Below are 17,842 nucleotides of genomic sequence, written 5' to 3'. Positions count from 1 at the left end.
CTGAAAACACTAAGTTATTTTGGTTAGAATCTATAACTCATTTTAAGAAAACATATATACTTTTTGAGAAAAACATATATATCTTTTGAAGAAAACATATATACCTTTTGAGGAAAACATATATACCGTTTGAAGAAAACATACATACCTTTTAAGGAAAACATATATACCTTTTAGTTAAAAGACACTTATCTTTTAACTTTTACTTATTACTTAAATAATCTATATTTACCTAATAAGAAAGAAATTAACTTTAAAAATTGTTTTGTGATGTCTATAAAATTTACAGTAATCAAAAAAGGAAACTCCCTAAATCCAAAAGCTCCTAAAAAGTATTATGCTACCATTGTTAGTGATGGAAAAACACAATTGGATGATTTGGCTAAATATGCCACAGAAACTTCATCGGTTAGTAAAGCGGATGTGCTAGCTGTTTTAGAATCGGTTTTTACCAAAATAGCCATAGATGTTGCGGATGGTAAAAGCGTATATGTAGGTGACTATTTTTCATTACGAGCTAGTGGTAGTAGTATAGGAAGTGAACACCCTGAAGATGTTAGTGGTAAAAATATTAAAACTGTCCGTACTATTTTTAAGCCTGGTAAACTGATTAAAAATGCTTTGAAATTGGCTACTTTTAAAAGGAAGTAATCTTTGATTACGAATATTTATAGTCTTTTGGTAAAAGGTAGATAGTTGGAGGTAGAAGGAATCTAGTTATTTTAGCTGTTAGCCCTTGGCCGTTGGCGATTAGCTAGTTGAAGTTATGGGATAGGTAGAAGTTAAAAAACTCATAACTACTAACTTCTTAACTCCTAAATATTAAACACCAACTAATCCACAAACAGATTCCTTCACTAAGGGTAAACTGCGTTCGGAATGACGATAACCAGCAAAGTTCCATGCTTGTCTTTGCGATGGAGTGATAACGGAAGAAGCAATCCAAATATCTCATAACAAAACACTAAGTAAACTGTGTTCGGAATGACGTAAATGAACGTCACTGCGAGGGATCGAAGCAGTCTTTACATTACTTACTCAAACCTAAATTTTTATACTGCTTCTTATCTAGTAACTCCCTAAATACTAAACAGATTCCTTCACTCCGTAAACTGCGTTCGGAATGACGGTAACTAACAAAATTCCATACTTGTCTTTGCAATGGAGTGATAACGGAAGAAGCAATCCCAATATCGTATACTCTAATCCCTATAATTCATCTATCTTTCCAAAATACACTCCTAATGATGACAATAGATTTATATATTAAACAACCATCCTTCAGACAAATCATTCCATTCAGGATTATTTTTATTTATTAAAGACTCTTTCCTTTTTCTATTCCCTGCCTTCAATTGTTTTTCTCTTACAATAGCATCATTTATAGAATCAAATTCTTCAAAGTAAACCAACTTATCACAATTATATTTAGCTGTAAAACTTTTATATACTTTTGTCTTATGTTGGTATATCCGTAGTAGTAAATTACTAGTTACTCCAATATAAATTACTGTATTGTTTTTATTAGTTAGGAAATATACATAGCTTTTTTTCATGTTTTAAATATATTGTTTCTTGAGTGAAGAAACAATAAAAGCATGTTGTAAATTACTAACTAAAAACTTAGAGATTCCTTCACTCCGTAAACTACGTTCGGAATGACACAACTTAACGTCACTGCGAGGGATCGAAGCAGTCTCTACATTACTTACTAAAATCTAAATCTTTATACTGCTGCTTATCTAGTAACTCCCTAAATACTAAATAGATTCCTTCACTCCGTAAACTGCGTTCGGAATGACACAACTTAACGTCACTGCGAGGGATCGAAGCAGTCTCTACATTACTTACTAAAATCTAAATCTTTATACTGCTGCTTATCTAGTAACTCCCTAAATACTAAATAGATTCCTTCACTCCGTAAACTGCGTTCGGAATGACACAACTTAACGTCACTGCAAGGAATCGAAGCAGTCTCTACATTACTTACTCAAACCTAAATCTTTATACTGCTACTTATCTAGTAACTCCCTAAATACTAAATAGATTCCTTCACTCCGTAAACTGCGTTCGGAATGACGGTAACTGGCTAATTTCCATGCTTGTCTTTGCGATGGAGTGATAACGGAAGAAGCAATCCCAATATCTCATAACAAAACACTTCATACACTGCCTTAAAATAATGATGACATAAAAAAAGCGTAAACCATTGTATAATAGTTTACGCTTTTTTTTATTTATAATAAACAACTTTTAGTTTTTAGCTTTTAGTAACCTGTTTACTAATGTTTTTAACTCGTTTATTTCTTTTTGCTGTTGTTCTATTTTAGCATTTTGTTTTTTTAATGCTTTAATTTCTTTGTCTTGATCAATAGTGTATAGCGTTAATTCTTCTATTTTTTGTAACAGTTTAGAATCCATTTCACCTAAGAAAACACCATTTTCTTCTACTTCTTTAGCGCTAGGAATATCTTTTAAATGTCCTTTTTCTTTAATGTGACTTTCTACCTCTTCTAATGTTGGTAGTTTATAATCATCATAAAAAACAAAATCTGACCAACCTGTTTCTACTTTTATTTCTTTTGCTCTTATTTTTCCATTTACCGCCAATTTCCATGCTCCTGGATGATATGTTCCAATACCAACATGACCATTTTGTTGTACCCATAAAGAGTATTGACTATCATCTGTACCTATATATACACCTCCATCATTAGCTGTACCATACCCTATATGTCCTTTTTTTGCTACTTGAGGTCTGTGAAGTTTTATAAATTTACTTTCATCACTTTTAATTTCTAACCTAGCTCCTGGATTATCTGTTCCAACACCTAAATTACCATCAGCTGCTACTCTTACTCTTTCTTTCCCGTTTGTTGAAAATTTAAGAGATGTATTTTCTCTATTTAAAAAATGTACTTCACTATCTGATTCATTAATAAGGACAAACCCATCACTAACATTACTACCTGAATGATTGTTTGTTAAAGCAATTCTAGAGTCAGAACTAGCACTATGTATTTGTAAATTCGTAAAAGGTTCTGGAATCCCAATACCTACATTACCACTATGAGAAATCCTCATACTTTCTTTATACGGGCCTGCCCCATCCTTTCCTTGTGTAAAAAATGCCAATCCAACAAAATCTGCATCACTATGTTCTCTTGTGGCTGCTATAGAAGCTCTTCTTCTCCCACCTGAATCCCAAGTTATACCACCAAAAAACTCTCCTACATTTTTATATGAAGAACTTAATAAAATATGGTCTTGCGATTGATATTCCATATTACTATTAAATACATTAGAATTATATAGTTCTAATTTTTGTCTTGGGTTAGCAGTTCCAATACCTAAGTTTCCATTGTAATCAAATCTAAAATCCCCTTTACCGGTTTTTAACAAAATACCATAAAATCCACCTAGTTGTATGGCTTCATGAGTACTGCTTGGAAAAATAACATTACTTCTACCCAATCCATACCAAGGACTATTATTTACTTTTTGTGTTGATTGTATTACTGGATATTCAGTTTGTGCATTCATCCCAAAACTAATTCCCATCATTGCAATAACCGCAATTTTGATTTTTGTTTTCATTTCTTTTATATTTATTTTCTTGTATGTTTTATACGACTTCTACAGTTTGAAACAAGCTATTTTAGTTGTTTTATTTCTTTTTCTAACTTGGAAACTCTCTCTAGTAAAGATTTTAAAAGCTTATTTTCATTCTTTAATGCTTTAATTTCTTTGTCTTGATCAATAGTGTATAGCGTTAATTCTTCTATCTTTTGTAGTAATTGTATTTGAAAGTTACCAACGTTTACTCCATTCTTTTCCATTTCTTTAGCTGATGCTATTTCTGGTAAATGCTTTTTCTCTTTGATGTGTTTTTCAATAGCTTCTAATGAAGGTAACTTATAATCTGCTTCAAAAACAAAATCTGCCGTAGGTGTTTTGGTTACTTTTATTTCTTTTGATTCTAATTTACCTAATACAGCAACATTATTTGTAAACCTCGTTTTACCATCTTTATAAATTTGCATAGTAGCACCCAATGTACTTCCATTAGGATAAAAATGAATTCCTGAAGTTACATTAGCTGCTATTGTAGGGATTCCTTCTCCGTATTTATTCCCCCAAGATAAATTATGTCCGTTTTTTATAATTACACTTCCATCAATCTCTAATTTTTCTTTTGGGTCATAGGTTCCAATACCTACATTACTTTCCTTATCTATAACAATTGCATTCTCCCTCTTTTGATAATTGTATATACTAAATTTGTCAACTTTAGGATAATTTGAAAGAAGCCCCCAAGTATTTATATCAGCGTCTTGAAATCGTATAATTGATGGGGTTCCATCTGTTGAAGAATTAATATGAATTTCTGCATTATTATTTAATTTTGATTTTATCTCCAATTCAGATGAAGGATTATCTGTTCCAATACCTACATTACCTTCTTGGGTAATTCTCATTCTTTCATTACGGCTACCTGATCCTGTTGTAAAACTAACTCCATCATAAGCATTAATACTTAAACCATCTGAATGTCCACTATTATTATGATCATAAGACAATATTGACATATTGTATTTATTAGTTGCACTGAAACCTCTTCTAAAAAATATTCCAGACTCGCTTCCTTTATCAAAAACATTTACCAATAAATTACCATTAACTTCTAATTTTTCAGATGGACTTCTTGTTCCAATACCTACATTACCATCTCTTTCCGAAGTATATAATAATACCCTACTATTTTTTTGATCCCATATACCTGTATAACCTGTACCTGTTCCATTGGTCCATATATAACTATCTGAACCAGACATTTTCAAATCTCCTTTAATGGTTAAATTACCATTAACATCTAATTTTTCAGATGGACTTGTTGTTCCAATACCTACATTACCATTTGTTTTAACATAAAGTCCTAAACCTGAACTCCAAGGACTAGTACCATGTGCTAAGTAATAGTAAATAGCATTCTCTTTAGATCCAAATAAACCAATCCCTCCTAATCTTGTGGATTTATCTGTAGCAACATTATTAAATCCTCTTGCCCATCCTCCAGTAGTAACTGGTACATTCAGGTTAATATAACTTCCATCTAAAGTTAATACACCTTTTGTTGTATTACTTCCATTTGGACTCCATTGTGCCTTAGCTGTCAAACCAATTCCCATCATTGCAATAACCGCAATTTTGATTTTTGTTTTCATAATAATTTAAATTTGTTTATCTTAACTTTAATTCGGGCGCAAATGTACGTAAATAATTAGGAATTAGGAATTAGGAATTAGGAATTAGGAATTTAAAAATTACAACTAAAACTAACAAGCATAATAATGAACCTAATTTTATTGTTTAGTTTTTAATAGTGCCTACCCAAAAGGTAAAACAAACTGCCTATAAATTCCGTAAAAACTTTTTTTTAATTTACTCAAAACGTCTACAAATAGTTTTTGTGATATGTCATAGCTTTGAACATCAACAAACTAAACAACCACTAATGAACGTACATATAGCAGATAATCATGAGATTATAATTCAAGGAATTTCTAAAATATTAAAACAATACAAAATTCCGGTTGTAGGGACTTCTAATAACGGGTTTGAAACCTTACAATGGTTAAAATACCATACGTGTGATGTATTAATTTTAGATGTGTCTATGCCTTTATGCAATGGTATTGATGTACTTAAAAAGTTATATAAAGAAAATAATAAGCAAAAAGTATTGATGCTTTCTGCTTATGATGATTTATGTATTGTAAAACAAAGTATACGGTTTGGTGCACAAGGCTATGTACTTAAAACTGATTTACCCATTCACATTATTAATGGTTTACGTGAAGTACAGGCAGGCAACACCTATTACTCTGAATCTATATTAGATGCCATTATACAAGCCCAAGAAGAACTGAAAAAAGAACAAAAGTTACGTGCCACCCTTTCTAAACGTGAGCGTGGTATTTTAGAATTAATTACTGATGAAAAAACCAACAAGGAAATTAGCCAGACTTTAAATGTGAGCTTGAGCACCATACGAACTTATACCATGCGTATGCGTGAAAAACTGGATGTTAAAAGTAATATAGGTTTGGTTAAATTATTTTTAAATAGTAAAAAATAAAGAAGCTTAATAATTATAATTTTTAATCCTTATAAACATCCGTACATAAAACACACAGTTTGTATCTTTAAAGGTGAATTTTAAACCTTTAATGATGAAAAACATACTAACCATACTTGTGTTTACTTTAATTTTTACCGCTTGTACTGATGCTATAGAAACACCACCAGAAAATGAAAGACCAGAAACACAAGCCATTGATAAATCAAACAGTACACACCCCACAAATAGTGGAGGACACGACCCAGATGATAATGAAGAATAAAAACATCTTGACCTATTCAGTAACTATAATCTGTGCTATTCTTTTTTACGTACATAAATTTATTCCCAACTTTAGTAATGATTATTTAAAAACTTTAGAACAATACGAAATAGCTAGAAGCAAAAGAACTATAGCTCTCAATAAAATTAAAAAACTATCGAAAGGGACATTAGCTTATAAAAACTATATTCTAGAAAAAACTAAAACACGTATTGCTTTAAATAATTTTAAGAAAGCTAAAAAAGAAGAAACTGTATTTGGCTTTAGTTCCTTGAATTTATTTTTAGAAAGATTCGGTTTGATGCTCTGTATTTTTGTTTATACCTTATATAATTTATACACTTCATTTAGAAATGAACCCAAAAACACAGGAGCCAAAATAGTACACAGTTTTATTATTTCTGTTTGTTTTTTCTATTTCTATTGGATTTTTCAGCAGTTTCAAGATGTTAGTAAAATCACTTATTATTTTATGACTTTTGCGTCTGCTTTTATAGTTACTCTTGCGGTATACTTAATTACTCAGTACCGAAAAGATACTATCGCTCAGTTAAAAAGGAAGTTGTTTTTAGTTTCTAAATCTGCTCTACTCCACACACCTATTGATAAGAAAGAAAAACTATATCAAGAGTTTAAAGATATTGCCAAGGAATAGCTCTTGGCTCTTGGCTCTTGGCTCTTGGCTCTTGGCTCTTGGCTCTTGGCTCTTGGCTTAATGTTCAAAAATATTATCAGATTAATGTTTTTTAATTATTCATTTTTTAATATTTAGTTGTTAGTTCAGCTTATTGAATAAAAGGTTGAAGGTTTCAGTTTGAAGAAATCTGAACTCTGAACTAGTAAATACTTAACTACTTTTAACTACTTGACTTCTTTAACTTCTAAAAAATGACTCTTAGTTTCTGATAAAAATATTGTAGAAAACAATTATTAATCGTAATATTGCAATATAATAATTTAATTACAATGCTATAGTCTAATAATGGGAGTAACTAAATCGGAAATATTTACTAAAGAACAAAATGAGATTGCTAAAATAGCTAAAGTACTAGGCCATCCTGCACGTATTGCTATTCTTCAGCACCTACTTAAAATTGAGTCTTGCATTTGTGGCGATCTAGTAAGTGTTATTGGTTTAGCGCAACCTACTATTTCACAACATTTAAAAGAACTTAAAAATGTTGGCATTATTAAAGGTAATATTGAAGGAACTAGCGTTTGTTATTGTATTGATGAAAATAACTGGCAAATGATTCAAAATACTTTATTAGCTTTTTTTAGCCAAAAATCAACAGATAATACTTGTTGTTAAAAAAAATATAGCATCATTAATCGTAATATTGCAATAATAAAATGAATACAACTTTATTACAAACCATTAAAAATTTAGACACTTCTTCTATATCAGAAGAAAGAAAGCTAGTGCTTAGTCCTTTAATTAATACTTTACAAATTAAACTAAAAGACAACCAGCCTATTCAATTCAATTTCATTTGTACTCATAACTCTAGAAGGAGTCATTTATCTCAAATTTGGATGCAAACCTTAGCTTCTTATTTTAAGGTTTCTACCATTTCTTGTTATTCTGGAGGCACTGAAGCAACTGCTGTTGCTCCACAGGTAATAAAAACATTAACTAAACAGGGGTTTTCTATTCATACATTAAGCGAAAATAGTAATCCTGTATATGCCATAAAATATGCAGAGAATAGCATACATATTATTGGTTTTTCTAAAGAATATTTTCACGATTTTAATCCTTCCTCTAATTTCATTGCTATTATGACATGTTCTCAGGCTGATGATGGATGTCCTTTTGTTGCTGGTGCTGAAAAAAGGATTCCAATAACTTATGAAGATCCTAAAGCTTTTGATAATACTGAACTAGAAGCTGAGAAATATTTAGAACGTAGTATTCAAATTGCTACTGAATTATATTATATATTAAACGCAATTACATAACCTATGAGACTTTCAGAAATAAAAAAACACTTACAAAATTTAGAAACTATAGCTTTTGAACTCCCTAATGGAGCCTTAGTACCTGCCCACTTTCATGTTACAGAAGTAGGAAAGGTTAGTAAACATTTTATTGATTGTGGAGGCACAGTTAGAAAAGAAGAAGTTATTAATTTTCAACTATGGAATGCTAACGATTATAACCATCGTTTACATCCTGAAAAACTGACTCATATTATAGAGCTTTCAGAAAAAACACTTGGTTTAGAGGATTTAGAAATAGAAGTAGAATACCAAGGTGACACTATTGGAAAGTATTCTTTAGATTTTAATGGCACCAATTTTTTATTAGTTAACAAGGCTACTGCTTGTTTAGCTGAAGATGCTTGTGGAGTATCTCCAAAACAGAAACCTCGTGTTAAATTATCAGATATACAAAATCAATCCAACGCTTGCACACCTAACTCAGGCTGTTGTTAATAAACACAACTGGTAAATTATATATACCATTTATGATTTACCAGTATTTTTATTTTTTTGAATATTAATTAAGTATTCATGCAAGTTATCTTCTCTATTTAATCCCATTTTCTTTTTAATTCTATACCTAACTGTTTCTACACTTCTTGGTGAAATGTTAATCAATTTAGCTACTTCTTTACTTTTTAAATTAGAAACTATATAGGTACAATGCTTTAAATCATTTACAGACAAATCTGGCGCTATTTCTTTTAATTTATTAAAAAAATCGGGTCTAATTTTTTCAAACTGTATTTTAAAATCTTCCCAAATTTCATCTTTAGTAATGAGTGTACGTAATTTTTTATTTAAAGTTATTAAGTAGCTTACTGAATTAGGGTTAGTATCAATATGTTTTTCTAACTCATCATTAATTTTTCGAATTGTGTCTGAATAAGTAGATACTTTTAATACACTTGAAAACAATGCTCTTTCATTTAAATTCAATAAGCTTTCTACTTCTTTTTTACTTGCTAATACTTCTTCATTCTTTTCTTTTAAATTGGAAATATATTTTTTTAACGATTTGTTCAGTTTTTTTATTTCTTTACTCTTCTTTTTATCTCTTTTTAGGAAATAAATCAACCCAATTATTAGTAATGACAATAATAGTAGTACTAAAAAACTTAAGCCTAACGTTTTTCTTTGTTTCGTTATTATAAAATCTTTCTCTGATTGTAATTGACTTTCCAGATTTAATGTTCTATCATAAGCTCCCTTAATTTCTTTTCTATTTTGCTTATTTAAATCTCTTAAGTTTTGGTTTAATTCTTTGTATTTTTCAATAGCTAATTTATATTCTTCTTTAGCTTCATAAATTACAGCATAGGCTTCATTTGCTAGCCCAATTGTTCTAACATTATTATTATTGCCTTTACTTTTTATTATATAATAATCTAACGTTTTTAAGTTTTTCAAGGCTTCTTCATAATTTCCCAATCCAATATTACCTTTTGCAATATAATAGTAGAGCCTATTGTAATATAAAATTAGTTTCTCATCATTTACAATATTGATACACTCTTTCGCATACTGAATAGTTTGTTTCCAATCTTTTTTATGACTTGATATAATGGTTAAATGATAATAAGCTTCTACCAACTTTGGTATGTTTTTAATTTTTTTTAAATCTTTTATAGCTTTATTTATTGACTTCTCTCCTTTTAGTAATGCATTTTTATACCTATAGAGTATCACTCCTCTATCTAGATTAATTATCCCTTTCAAATAATAATCGTTGCTTTTTTCTGCTAATAAAAAAGATTGTTGGTAATACTGTTCAGCTTCCTCTAATTTATTTAAAGAAATATAACTATTTACGCCTCTTAAGTACAATAGCTTACTCCTTATAGTATCCTCTATCTTTACCTCATTATTAGTTCTTAAAAATTTAAAAATCGGTGTAAATGAAGAAGTATTTTCTGTTTCTCTAAAACCGTAAAACTCTTTAACAATAACTTTCTTAATAGTAGCCTCATTTATTATGACTTTTGTTTCCTGAACAGGAAAATTATTTAGAAGTAGTATTAAATAACCATAAACTAAACCTAACATATTACTTAATATAAACTGATTAATGCCCCCTTGTATTTGTTGAAGCCACTGCATTGAATACACAGAAACTCTAGAGTTTACAACCGAAAACATATTATTACATTAGAATACAGTAACCAACTATAGATAATATAGTTCTCATGAAATCATTTTATTAGATGTTGAAGCAATATATAGCTTGTAGTACTTTTGTAGTAGTTTTTTCACCTTAAAACCCCTATTAAAAATTACCTCAAAAACACTACTTAACTTTTTTAAACAAACCTCTTACCATATGTTTGTATAAAGTTTATAAGATATTATTTCCCCTTAGAATAGAATATCTTTCCCCTTAATATAATGCTATCGAAACATGATTCTAATTTTTAGTTTTCCACAATCTAAATTAAAATGTTTCGGTAGTTTTTTTCAACTATCACAACTACAGTTTTTCTCACTATAATTGTAAACCTTTAAATTTAAGCATTTTACAATAAACAAAAAAGTAACTCATCAATTTATTATACTCAAAACAAACACTTTACAAAACACAAGCATAACAGTTACAAAAAATATCCCTTAATAAATAGCCCGTATAATGATTAATACTCTACATCATTAAAAAACAACTCTTCCCTTCCAACTTCTTTAGCTGGTAACCAAAGGTTTTTAAAATACCCTCTAAATAATAACCAAATACCAGTAAAAAAGTATATAAAAGCAATGCTACTTAATGGATATTCTACTAAAAAAGCAAATACATACGCATACAAACTTAGTACTACGTATACAATGTCCCATACCTTTAATAATGGATTTCTTTTTTGAGAATAGCTTACCTTATATGTATTTCCAAATTCTGAAATCTCTATTTCATCATAATATCTATTTTTCATCTGTTCTCTTTTAGGTTTTTAGTATTTAATACTTTCATCTCTAACAATCATATGGTTCACCTACTTTTTCTTCGTAGTCTTTACCGTCTTGATACCATTCATCACACTGATCTTTACCTGTAGGTCCAGAAATATAATCTCCTCTTTCATAATCATCATGAGAATCTCCATCTACTTTTAGTACTCCAATTATTACGCTTCCTGCCGACATCATACCTCCTCCAACAGTTAACAAAGCTGCTATTGTTTTTCCCGTCATTCCTAATGAACCTAAGGCAAAAGCTCCTGCTCCTCCTGTAAAAACAATAAATCCAGCCGCTGCTACTACAGCTCCTATATAATACCAAACAGATGTTTTTTTAAGAGCTTGATACGAAGTACATTCAAACCGCTTGCAATTTCTTTTCTGCCGTTGCTTTAGCTTATATTTTTGACACTTAAACCTTTCTTGCCCTTGATTATCTTGGGCTTCACGGCGTATAAATTCCTTTTTAACAACGTTTCTGTCTTCTTCTCTTACACCTATTAACCTACAATCTACCCAGACTTTTTTTCCATCATTTTTTAAAAGTATATATGATTCTCTTGTTTCCCCCATGATATATTTATTAGTTTGATTCGTTTTTAATTTTTGAAAATAGATACTTCTATTATTCAACGTATCAAACTTACTATCTAATCAAAAAACAAAAAACTAAATATCACCCTTATTTACAAAGATTTACCTCCTTTTTAAATAAGGTTTTTAACTATTCTCTACTGGAACATAGAAATCTACAATGCATTTTTTCTCTGGATGCATATTGAAATCATTATGGTAAATTTCAAAAGGTTCCGCTACTCTTACCTTAAACCCTTTTTGCGATAGCCAAACAAATACAGCTTCCCAAGCTTTCTCAAACTTATCTATGGTTATTTCATAACTAGCAATTGCATATTTAACTGCAGGAATAGTACGTAAACCAACTTCTCCATCAGTTTTCAATGCTTTCTCTAACACTATACAAGCGCTCATTCTCATTTTATCTAAGGTGGTTATTTTGGGGCTATCATGATAAATTGTAGCCATTTTGGTAGTATCTGTCATTAAACCTTTTGGATATGCCCATTTAATTAACTTATCAAAAGTATCTCCCAGTTTTTCTGGATTCCCAATATGACTTATATAAGCTACTTCTATTGCATTTATGGTTTCTATCTTCACACTTGCATTCATAGTTATAAAGTTTAAATGATTATCTATGTTGCTAATGTATTTCTCCAATGTTATTGTAATTTGTCCCTTCTTGCTTTCAGTTATACAAATCTTGCTAAATTTATCTTCCGTGCTTTCTTTTAATTCTTTTGGACTTACACCATAATACTTTTTAAAACTTCTTGAAAAAGAAGATACATTTGTAAAACCTACTACTTCCGCTATTTCAGAAATAGTTACTGGCTTATTTTTAAGCAAAAAAATGGCAGCTCTTTCTATTCTTTTTCTTTGAATATAGTTAGTAAATGTTTCACCAACAACTGCTGTAAATAATCGATGAAAATGATAGGGCGAATAACAGGCTTCTTTAGCAACATTATCTAACAATAACTTAGTCTGCAAATTTTCATCAATAAATAACAAGGCTTTGTTTATTCTTCCTATAATGTCGTTAGATATTTTCATGTGCTAGTTTTAGTCTTTTTTACAGAATATTTTTGAAGTAAGTAAAATACTACTCCACCTATGAAGTATAAAGTTACATCAACATAATCCCTTGTGTACCTTGAGTGAAAGGTAGGTAGATAATACTCAAAAAATATGGAATACATTATACATACATATAAGATAAAAGCAATCGGTATTTTATAAGTCTTTTCTCCTTTTATACCTCTTATAACAAATAAGCAAATAGTTAAAACAATAGGAATTATCAAAAAATCATTCACATAAAAACGAACAATTTTAGGCATATAAATGGTAGTTTTTGACATTAAGTAAACAAGTAACCCTGTACTACATGAAATATAAAAGTAATAATTCAGTAGCTTATTCATTACCCAGCTGCTACCATAGCTATAAACCAAGCCAAAAAAGCTCCAATAGCGCTAATTATTAAAAAAACAGAATGCAATATCCATCCTAAAATCTTATAGGGTAAAAACGAGTGATTCATTAAATGTTTTGATAAGTTTGGATTTTCAAGCTCTCTTTTCACCTCTTCAATCTGTGCTTGCTTAAAAGCCTCTTCACGTAGTTCTTGTTGTTTTTTATATGATATTAATGCACCACAATTTTTACAGTAATCTGCATTTTCGGTAAATACCCCACAATCTTTGCACTTAATATTAGCACTTGTTTTAGACATGCTCTTCTTTAAATGAATACTTATTTTTATTCTTATAAGGTCTTATAATTAAACGTGTTTCTCTATCAAAACGAATATAGTTATACACCCAATTCATAAAAACAATAACTTTATTTCTAAAACCTATTAATGAGAATAGATGCACAAACATCCATACAAACCACGCAAAGACTCCTTGAAACTTCCACTTTGGTAAATCTACCACTGCCTTATTACGACCAATGGTTGCCATAGAACCTTTGTTATTATACTCAAAAGAAACCTGCTGTTTTCCTTTGTATACTGCCAAAATATTTTTTGCTAATAATTTTCCTTGTTGAATAGCTGGTTGTGCCATCATAGGATGCCCATACTCATAAGTTTCTGTTTTCATACAAGCTACATCTCCTACTGCATATACATTTTCATACCCTAAAACCTTACTATATCTATCTACCTTAATTCTATTAGCTCGTTCTACAACACATTCAGTTGTTAACCCATTTATTGTATCTCCTTTTACACCTGCAGCCCAAATTACCGTTTGCGCTTTAAAATGATCTTCTCCATTAGTAGTAACTGTTTCTCCATCATAATCTAAAACTCGTAAATTTTTCCATACATCTACACCTAGTTTTACAAGAAAATCTTCAGCCTTTTTAGAAGCCCCATCACTCATCCCTTTTAAAATATTTCCTGAGCTTTGTATTAGGTTTATTTTCATTTGGCGAATATCTAAATCAGGGTAATCTTTAGGCAAAATACCTTTTTTCATTTCTGCCAAAGCTCCAGCTAACTCTACTCCTGTAGGACCTCCACCAACAATTACAAAGTTCATTAAAGCCAAACGTTTTTCTAGGTTTGTTTCTAACAAAGCTTCTTCAAAATTTTCCAGTACCAAACTACGGATATTTAAAGCCTGTGGTACAGACTTCATCTCCATAGCATATTTTTCTATATTAGTATTTCCAAAAAAATTAGTTGTTGAACCCGTTGCAATTATTAATGTATCATAATCTAAACAACCAATTGAAGTTTCTATCTCATTCTTTTCAGTATTAACAGCATGTACTTCAGCTAAACGAAAATAAAAGTTTTCAATATCATTAAATCGTTTTCTTAATGGAAAAGCAATACTATCAGGTTCCAAACCTCCCGTGGCAACCTGATACAAAAGCGGCTGAAACGTATGATAATTATGTTTATCTATTAAAACAACTTGAAGTTCTTGATTTTCTAATCCTCTGGCAACTGCTAATCCTGCAAAACCTCCACCCACAATAACAACTCGTGGAAAACTGGTTTGAGGTATATTCATGTATCTAATATTTAGGGTTGCTAATTTACAAAAGTTCCTACATTTTACCTTTTAACTTTGCAAATTCTCTCTCTAACAACAATAACTTTTCTTCTATTGGATCCCCAAATTCAGGTAAACGTTTAAAAAATACATAACGAATTCTCCATAGTTCTTTTACATCAGATAGCTTATAACATTTATCTTCAATATTTTTATGATCTGCCCGTAATACAATATCTTTTTTAGTTACATACAATCTTCTTAAAATAAGCTGATCTTCCACTAACACCAATGCCAAGTCTCCATTATTTAATTTAGGGATTATTTCTAAAGGCACCTGCTCTCCTATTACAATATCTTTAGGATACAAACCTTTATCATGATTTGTCATTTCTAAATTCGTTACCGTATACCCTCTAAAATTTTTATCAGTATTTAAAGGCAACTGCACACTAGGCATATCTTTAATAAAATTCTCTTTATTAAAGTAGCTAATATATTCATTGACATTTTTGTCCGTTATTAAAGGAATACTTGCTAACAGTTCTTTTTCTACTTTTTCCGCATTTAAGGTTAAATCGTCTTTAAATTGTAACAATTTGTTAACTGTAAGTTCAGAAGTTAGCAACTCGTCTATAGGAATGCTAAAATAATTAGCAATTTTAATAATTGTATCTATTTTAGGTTCACTCCTACCTTCTTCATAAGCCCCTAAAGTTGCACGTTTTAAGTCAAAAACCTCAGCAAATGCTTGTTGACTTAACCCTTTTACTCCTCTAATTTTTTTTATATTTTTTCCAAAAAAAGACATTTTATGCTAATTTTATTTGCAAATATTAAAAATTCGCGTATCTTTACGCCAACAATATTAGCTAATAGATTTGAGTTTTGCTAATTATTTTAGATAATTCTCAAGAAAACAGAAAATTTTAACCTTAAAAAAACAATATGATACTAACAACTCTTTACATTACAAGTATGATTATCAGAACTTTTTTGTAATATTGCACAGCTATAAAAAACTATTATAAATAACTAACACAATTGCTAATGACCAATCATTTTTCAAAAACTAGAAACTTTTTACAAGAACTTAATTTCAACATCTTAAAAGAAAACGAAGCAGACGGAATTTTTGTTATTGAAAAAGAAAGTTTTGGTATTAAAAACTTAATTATAGGAGTGGCCTACCCTATAGTAATTATTGAACAATTTATTTTTAAAGTAAACCAACCTAATGAGGAGATTTACAAAAGTCTTCTTAAAAAGAATAGAGACATTATTCACGGTGCTTTTGTTTTAGATGATAGTGGCGAAAGAGTAATCTTTAGGGATACTTTACAATTAGAAAATCTAGACCTAAATGAGCTAGAAGGCAGTTTAAATTCGCTTAGTTTACTATTAAGTGAATATTCAGAGCAAATTATTACATATTCAAAATATTAAAAAAATTATCATGAACATTTTTAGACGATTATTTAAAATAGGTAAAGCGGAAGCTAATTCTGCTATAGACAAAATGGAAGATCCCATTAAAATGACAGAACAAGGGATTAGAGACTTAAAACAAGACTTAGATAAAAGTTTAGAAGCTTTAGCACAAGTAAAAGCAATGGCTATTAGAGCTAATAATGAAAAAGAAGAATACACTTCTAAAGCAGAAGATTACCAAAATAAAGCCATGCTTATTTTGAAAAAAGCGCAAAATGGAGACTTAGATACTTCTGAAGCAGACCGATTAGCGAAGCAGGCTTTGATTAAAAAAGAAGAGTCTACTAAGCACATTGCTAGAGCTACGGAAGAAGCTGATAAGTTTAACAAATCTGTAGCTCAACTAGAGAAAAATGTTTCGGAAATTAAATCGAACATTAGTAAGTGGGAAAATGAGCTAAGAACTTTAAAAGCTAGAGTTAAAGTAAGTAACGCTACTAAAAACTTAAATAAGCAGATGGCTGAAATAGATAACTCTAGTACAGTTTCTATGTTAGAAAGAATGAAAGAAAAAGTGCAACAAGAAGAAGCTTTAGCGGAGGCTTATGGTGATATTGCTAACGAATCTAAAAGTATAGACGATGAATTAGACAAAGCTATTGACGCTAAAGAAAGTAATGCTGAAGATGATTTAGCAAAACTTAAAGACCAATTAGGATTAAACGGATAAAAACTTAACTATAATTGAATTCACTAACTGACATATTATTTTCTAGTGTTAACATTACACTTACTATTTTAGTAATTATATTAATTATCTATTGGTTAATCACTATGTTTTCAGGTATCGATTTTGACTTAGATGTTGATGTGGATATTGATGTAGATGTAGACATAGATGCTGATATAGATGTTGACACTGGAATTGAAGGAGGAAATATTGATTTCCATGATGTAGCAAATACCGAAGTAAATAAAGAAGATGTAGTAGGTAAAAGAAGAAAACCTTTAAAATGGTGGCAAATAATATTGATATACTTCAACTTTGTTGGGCTACCTTTCATGTTTACGTTTACCTCTTGGATATTCATTTGGTGGATTTGTACCACTATTAGTACAACTTTAACTCATAGCTATGAAAACAGTTTTGGTTTTGTATTAATGCTTGCAGGTATTTTGCCTTCATTATTTATAACTAAGATTTTTACATCTCCTTTTAAAAGTTTTTTTAAGAACTTTAATCAAGATGGAGACCGTCCAATAGACTTAGTAGGACGAACAGGTGTTTCTTTATCGAATATATCAAAGAACAAAATGGGAACAGCGGAAGTTATAGCTCAAAATAAGCATCTTACTATTAATATAAAATCTCTAAATGGTGAAACCATAAATTATCAAGAAACAATACTAGTCATTAAAGAAAGTAGCGACAAAACTTTCTACTTAGTTCAAAAATATATCAACTAAAAATTAATTATA

21 protein-coding genes are annotated in these 17,842 nt (G+C 29.9%); 11 read left to right on the top strand and 10 right to left on the bottom strand.

Features of this window, described 5'->3' with window-relative positions; translation table 11 throughout:
- Positions 1-270: 270 nt before the first annotated feature.
- A complete protein-coding gene (locus tag ABNT65_RS00715) occupies positions 271-651 on the top strand; it encodes a DNA-binding protein (protein WP_348746880.1) in 381 nt (126 codons plus the stop codon).
- A gap of 472 nt (positions 652-1,123) precedes the next feature.
- Positions 1,124-1,270, top strand: coding sequence for a hypothetical protein (locus ABNT65_RS00710; protein ID WP_348746879.1), 147 nt, complete (start codon positions 1,124-1,126; stop codon positions 1,268-1,270).
- Here ABNT65_RS00710 and ABNT65_RS00705 read toward each other — a convergent pair.
- The 3 genes from ABNT65_RS00705 to ABNT65_RS00695 all read right to left on the bottom strand — a co-directional run bounded on the left by ABNT65_RS00705 (position 1,260) and on the right by ABNT65_RS00695 (position 5,225).
- Positions 1,260-1,556, bottom strand: coding sequence for a GIY-YIG nuclease family protein (locus ABNT65_RS00705; protein ID WP_348746878.1), 297 nt, complete (start codon positions 1,554-1,556; stop codon positions 1,260-1,262). The genes ABNT65_RS00710 and ABNT65_RS00705 overlap by 11 nt on opposite strands.
- Positions 1,557-2,253: 697 nt before the next feature.
- Entirely contained in the window at positions 2,254-3,597 is a 1,344-nt protein-coding gene (locus tag ABNT65_RS00700; RefSeq protein ID WP_348746877.1) for a hypothetical protein, read from the bottom strand.
- Between the two features lie 56 nt (positions 3,598-3,653).
- Positions 3,654-5,225 carry a hypothetical protein gene (locus ABNT65_RS00695; RefSeq protein ID WP_348746876.1) on the bottom strand — a complete coding sequence of 524 codons (1,572 nt, stop codon included), beginning with the start codon at positions 5,223-5,225 and terminating at the stop codon, positions 3,654-3,656.
- Between the two features lie 290 nt (positions 5,226-5,515).
- Between ABNT65_RS00695 and ABNT65_RS00690 the strand changes: the two genes are divergently transcribed.
- The 6 genes from ABNT65_RS00690 to ABNT65_RS00665 all read left to right on the top strand — a co-directional run bounded on the left by ABNT65_RS00690 (position 5,516) and on the right by ABNT65_RS00665 (position 8,843).
- Positions 5,516-6,139 (top strand): response regulator transcription factor, encoded by a 624-nt coding sequence (locus ABNT65_RS00690; protein ID WP_348746875.1) that lies wholly within the window; start codon positions 5,516-5,518, stop codon positions 6,137-6,139.
- A gap of 94 nt (positions 6,140-6,233) precedes the next feature.
- Positions 6,234-6,404 carry a hypothetical protein gene (locus ABNT65_RS00685; RefSeq protein WP_348737081.1) on the top strand — a complete coding sequence of 57 codons (171 nt, stop codon included), beginning with the start codon at positions 6,234-6,236 and terminating at the stop codon, positions 6,402-6,404.
- A complete protein-coding gene (locus ABNT65_RS00680) occupies positions 6,394-7,059 on the top strand; it encodes a hypothetical protein (RefSeq protein WP_348737083.1) in 666 nt (221 codons plus the stop codon). The genes ABNT65_RS00685 and ABNT65_RS00680 overlap by 11 nt, the downstream gene beginning before the upstream one ends.
- A 327-nt stretch (positions 7,060-7,386) precedes the next feature.
- A complete protein-coding gene (locus ABNT65_RS00675; protein ID WP_348705653.1) occupies positions 7,387-7,716 on the top strand; it encodes a metalloregulator ArsR/SmtB family transcription factor in 330 nt (109 codons plus the stop codon).
- Positions 7,717-7,757: 41 nt separating this feature from the next.
- On the top strand, positions 7,758-8,366 hold the full coding sequence (locus ABNT65_RS00670) for a protein-tyrosine-phosphatase (RefSeq protein WP_348746874.1): 609 nt from the start codon (positions 7,758-7,760) through the stop codon (positions 8,364-8,366).
- Between the two features lie 3 nt (positions 8,367-8,369).
- Entirely contained in the window at positions 8,370-8,843 is a 474-nt protein-coding gene (locus ABNT65_RS00665) for a DUF6428 family protein (protein WP_348746873.1), read from the top strand.
- Positions 8,844-8,873: 30 nt separating this feature from the next.
- Here the strand turns inward: ABNT65_RS00665 and ABNT65_RS00660 are convergent, their stop codons facing one another.
- From ABNT65_RS00660 to ABNT65_RS00630, 7 genes are all read right to left on the bottom strand, one after another.
- Positions 8,874-10,529, bottom strand: coding sequence for a hypothetical protein (locus ABNT65_RS00660; RefSeq protein ID WP_348746872.1), 1,656 nt, complete (start codon positions 10,527-10,529; stop codon positions 8,874-8,876).
- A gap of 488 nt (positions 10,530-11,017) precedes the next feature.
- Complete coding sequence (locus tag ABNT65_RS00655; protein WP_348746871.1) at positions 11,018-11,311, bottom strand: hypothetical protein; 294 nt, start codon at positions 11,309-11,311, stop codon at positions 11,018-11,020.
- A gap of 40 nt (positions 11,312-11,351) precedes the next feature.
- Complete coding sequence (locus tag ABNT65_RS00650; RefSeq protein ID WP_348705643.1) at positions 11,352-11,909, bottom strand: hypothetical protein; 558 nt, start codon at positions 11,907-11,909, stop codon at positions 11,352-11,354.
- A 147-nt stretch (positions 11,910-12,056) separates the two neighbouring features.
- Positions 12,057-12,971, bottom strand: coding sequence for an AraC family transcriptional regulator (locus tag ABNT65_RS00645; RefSeq protein WP_348746870.1), 915 nt, complete (start codon positions 12,969-12,971; stop codon positions 12,057-12,059).
- A gap of 370 nt (positions 12,972-13,341) precedes the next feature.
- Positions 13,342-13,653 (bottom strand): hypothetical protein, encoded by a 312-nt coding sequence (locus ABNT65_RS00640; RefSeq protein WP_348746869.1) that lies wholly within the window; start codon positions 13,651-13,653, stop codon positions 13,342-13,344.
- Complete coding sequence (locus ABNT65_RS00635; protein WP_348746868.1) at positions 13,646-14,950, bottom strand: NAD(P)/FAD-dependent oxidoreductase; 1,305 nt, start codon at positions 14,948-14,950, stop codon at positions 13,646-13,648. The genes ABNT65_RS00640 and ABNT65_RS00635 overlap by 8 nt, the downstream gene beginning before the upstream one ends.
- A gap of 37 nt (positions 14,951-14,987) precedes the next feature.
- Positions 14,988-15,743 carry a helix-turn-helix transcriptional regulator gene (locus ABNT65_RS00630; RefSeq protein WP_348705637.1) on the bottom strand — a complete coding sequence of 252 codons (756 nt, stop codon included), beginning with the start codon at positions 15,741-15,743 and terminating at the stop codon, positions 14,988-14,990.
- 239 nt (positions 15,744-15,982) lie between these two features.
- Between ABNT65_RS00630 and ABNT65_RS00625 the strand changes: the two genes are divergently transcribed.
- From ABNT65_RS00625 to ABNT65_RS00615, 3 genes are read left to right on the top strand one after another with little or no spacing between them, the layout of a single operon-like run.
- The gene (locus ABNT65_RS00625) at positions 15,983-16,378 is read left to right on the top strand and encodes a molecular chaperone Tir (protein WP_348705635.1); all 396 of its coding nucleotides are present in this window, start codon (positions 15,983-15,985) and stop codon (positions 16,376-16,378) included.
- Positions 16,379-16,388: 10 nt separating this feature from the next.
- Entirely contained in the window at positions 16,389-17,093 is a 705-nt protein-coding gene (locus tag ABNT65_RS00620; protein WP_348705633.1) for a PspA/IM30 family protein, read from the top strand.
- 14 nt (positions 17,094-17,107) lie between these two features.
- Positions 17,108-17,830: a hypothetical protein gene (locus ABNT65_RS00615; protein WP_348746867.1), complete on the top strand. Its 723-nt coding sequence runs from the start codon at positions 17,108-17,110 to the stop codon at positions 17,828-17,830.
- Positions 17,831-17,842: the final 12 nt, after the last annotated feature.

Source organism: Tenacibaculum sp. 190524A02b, assembly GCF_964036645.1.
GTDB lineage: Bacteria > Bacteroidota > Bacteroidia > Flavobacteriales > Flavobacteriaceae > Polaribacter > Polaribacter vairaonense.
The sequence above is the reverse complement of the archived record's forward strand: the minus strand, read 5'-3'. Positions and strand labels throughout refer to the sequence as shown.

What these genes read in the sequence shown, in the direction of transcription:
- ABNT65_RS00715 (WP_348746880.1), top strand. Translation starts at nt 271, where the DNA reads ATGTCTATAAAATTTACAGTAATCAAAAAAGGAAACTCCCTAAATCCA.
- ABNT65_RS00710 (WP_348746879.1), top strand. Translation starts at nt 1,124, where the DNA reads ATGACGGTAACTAACAAAATTCCATACTTGTCTTTGCAATGGAGTGAT.
- ABNT65_RS00705 (WP_348746878.1), bottom strand. Translation starts at nt 1,556, where the DNA reads ATGAAAAAAAGCTATGTATATTTCCTAACTAATAAAAACAATACAGTA.
- ABNT65_RS00700 (WP_348746877.1), bottom strand. Translation starts at nt 3,597, where the DNA reads ATGAAAACAAAAATCAAAATTGCGGTTATTGCAATGATGGGAATTAGT.
- ABNT65_RS00695 (WP_348746876.1), bottom strand. Translation starts at nt 5,225, where the DNA reads ATGAAAACAAAAATCAAAATTGCGGTTATTGCAATGATGGGAATTGGT.
- ABNT65_RS00690 (WP_348746875.1), top strand. Translation starts at nt 5,516, where the DNA reads ATGAACGTACATATAGCAGATAATCATGAGATTATAATTCAAGGAATT.
- ABNT65_RS00685 (WP_348737081.1), top strand. Translation starts at nt 6,234, where the DNA reads ATGAAAAACATACTAACCATACTTGTGTTTACTTTAATTTTTACCGCT.
- ABNT65_RS00680 (WP_348737083.1), top strand. Translation starts at nt 6,394, where the DNA reads ATGAAGAATAAAAACATCTTGACCTATTCAGTAACTATAATCTGTGCT.
- ABNT65_RS00675 (WP_348705653.1), top strand. Translation starts at nt 7,387, where the DNA reads ATGGGAGTAACTAAATCGGAAATATTTACTAAAGAACAAAATGAGATT.
- ABNT65_RS00670 (WP_348746874.1), top strand. Translation starts at nt 7,758, where the DNA reads ATGAATACAACTTTATTACAAACCATTAAAAATTTAGACACTTCTTCT.
- ABNT65_RS00665 (WP_348746873.1), top strand. Translation starts at nt 8,370, where the DNA reads ATGAGACTTTCAGAAATAAAAAAACACTTACAAAATTTAGAAACTATA.
- ABNT65_RS00660 (WP_348746872.1), bottom strand. Translation starts at nt 10,529, where the DNA reads ATGTTTTCGGTTGTAAACTCTAGAGTTTCTGTGTATTCAATGCAGTGG.
- ABNT65_RS00655 (WP_348746871.1), bottom strand. Translation starts at nt 11,311, where the DNA reads ATGAAAAATAGATATTATGATGAAATAGAGATTTCAGAATTTGGAAAT.
- ABNT65_RS00650 (WP_348705643.1), bottom strand. Translation starts at nt 11,909, where the DNA reads ATGGGGGAAACAAGAGAATCATATATACTTTTAAAAAATGATGGAAAA.
- ABNT65_RS00645 (WP_348746870.1), bottom strand. Translation starts at nt 12,971, where the DNA reads ATGAAAATATCTAACGACATTATAGGAAGAATAAACAAAGCCTTGTTA.
- ABNT65_RS00640 (WP_348746869.1), bottom strand. Translation starts at nt 13,653, where the DNA reads ATGTCTAAAACAAGTGCTAATATTAAGTGCAAAGATTGTGGGGTATTT.
- ABNT65_RS00635 (WP_348746868.1), bottom strand. Translation starts at nt 14,950, where the DNA reads ATGAATATACCTCAAACCAGTTTTCCACGAGTTGTTATTGTGGGTGGA.
- ABNT65_RS00630 (WP_348705637.1), bottom strand. Translation starts at nt 15,743, where the DNA reads ATGTCTTTTTTTGGAAAAAATATAAAAAAAATTAGAGGAGTAAAAGGG.
- ABNT65_RS00625 (WP_348705635.1), top strand. Translation starts at nt 15,983, where the DNA reads ATGACCAATCATTTTTCAAAAACTAGAAACTTTTTACAAGAACTTAAT.
- ABNT65_RS00620 (WP_348705633.1), top strand. Translation starts at nt 16,389, where the DNA reads ATGAACATTTTTAGACGATTATTTAAAATAGGTAAAGCGGAAGCTAAT.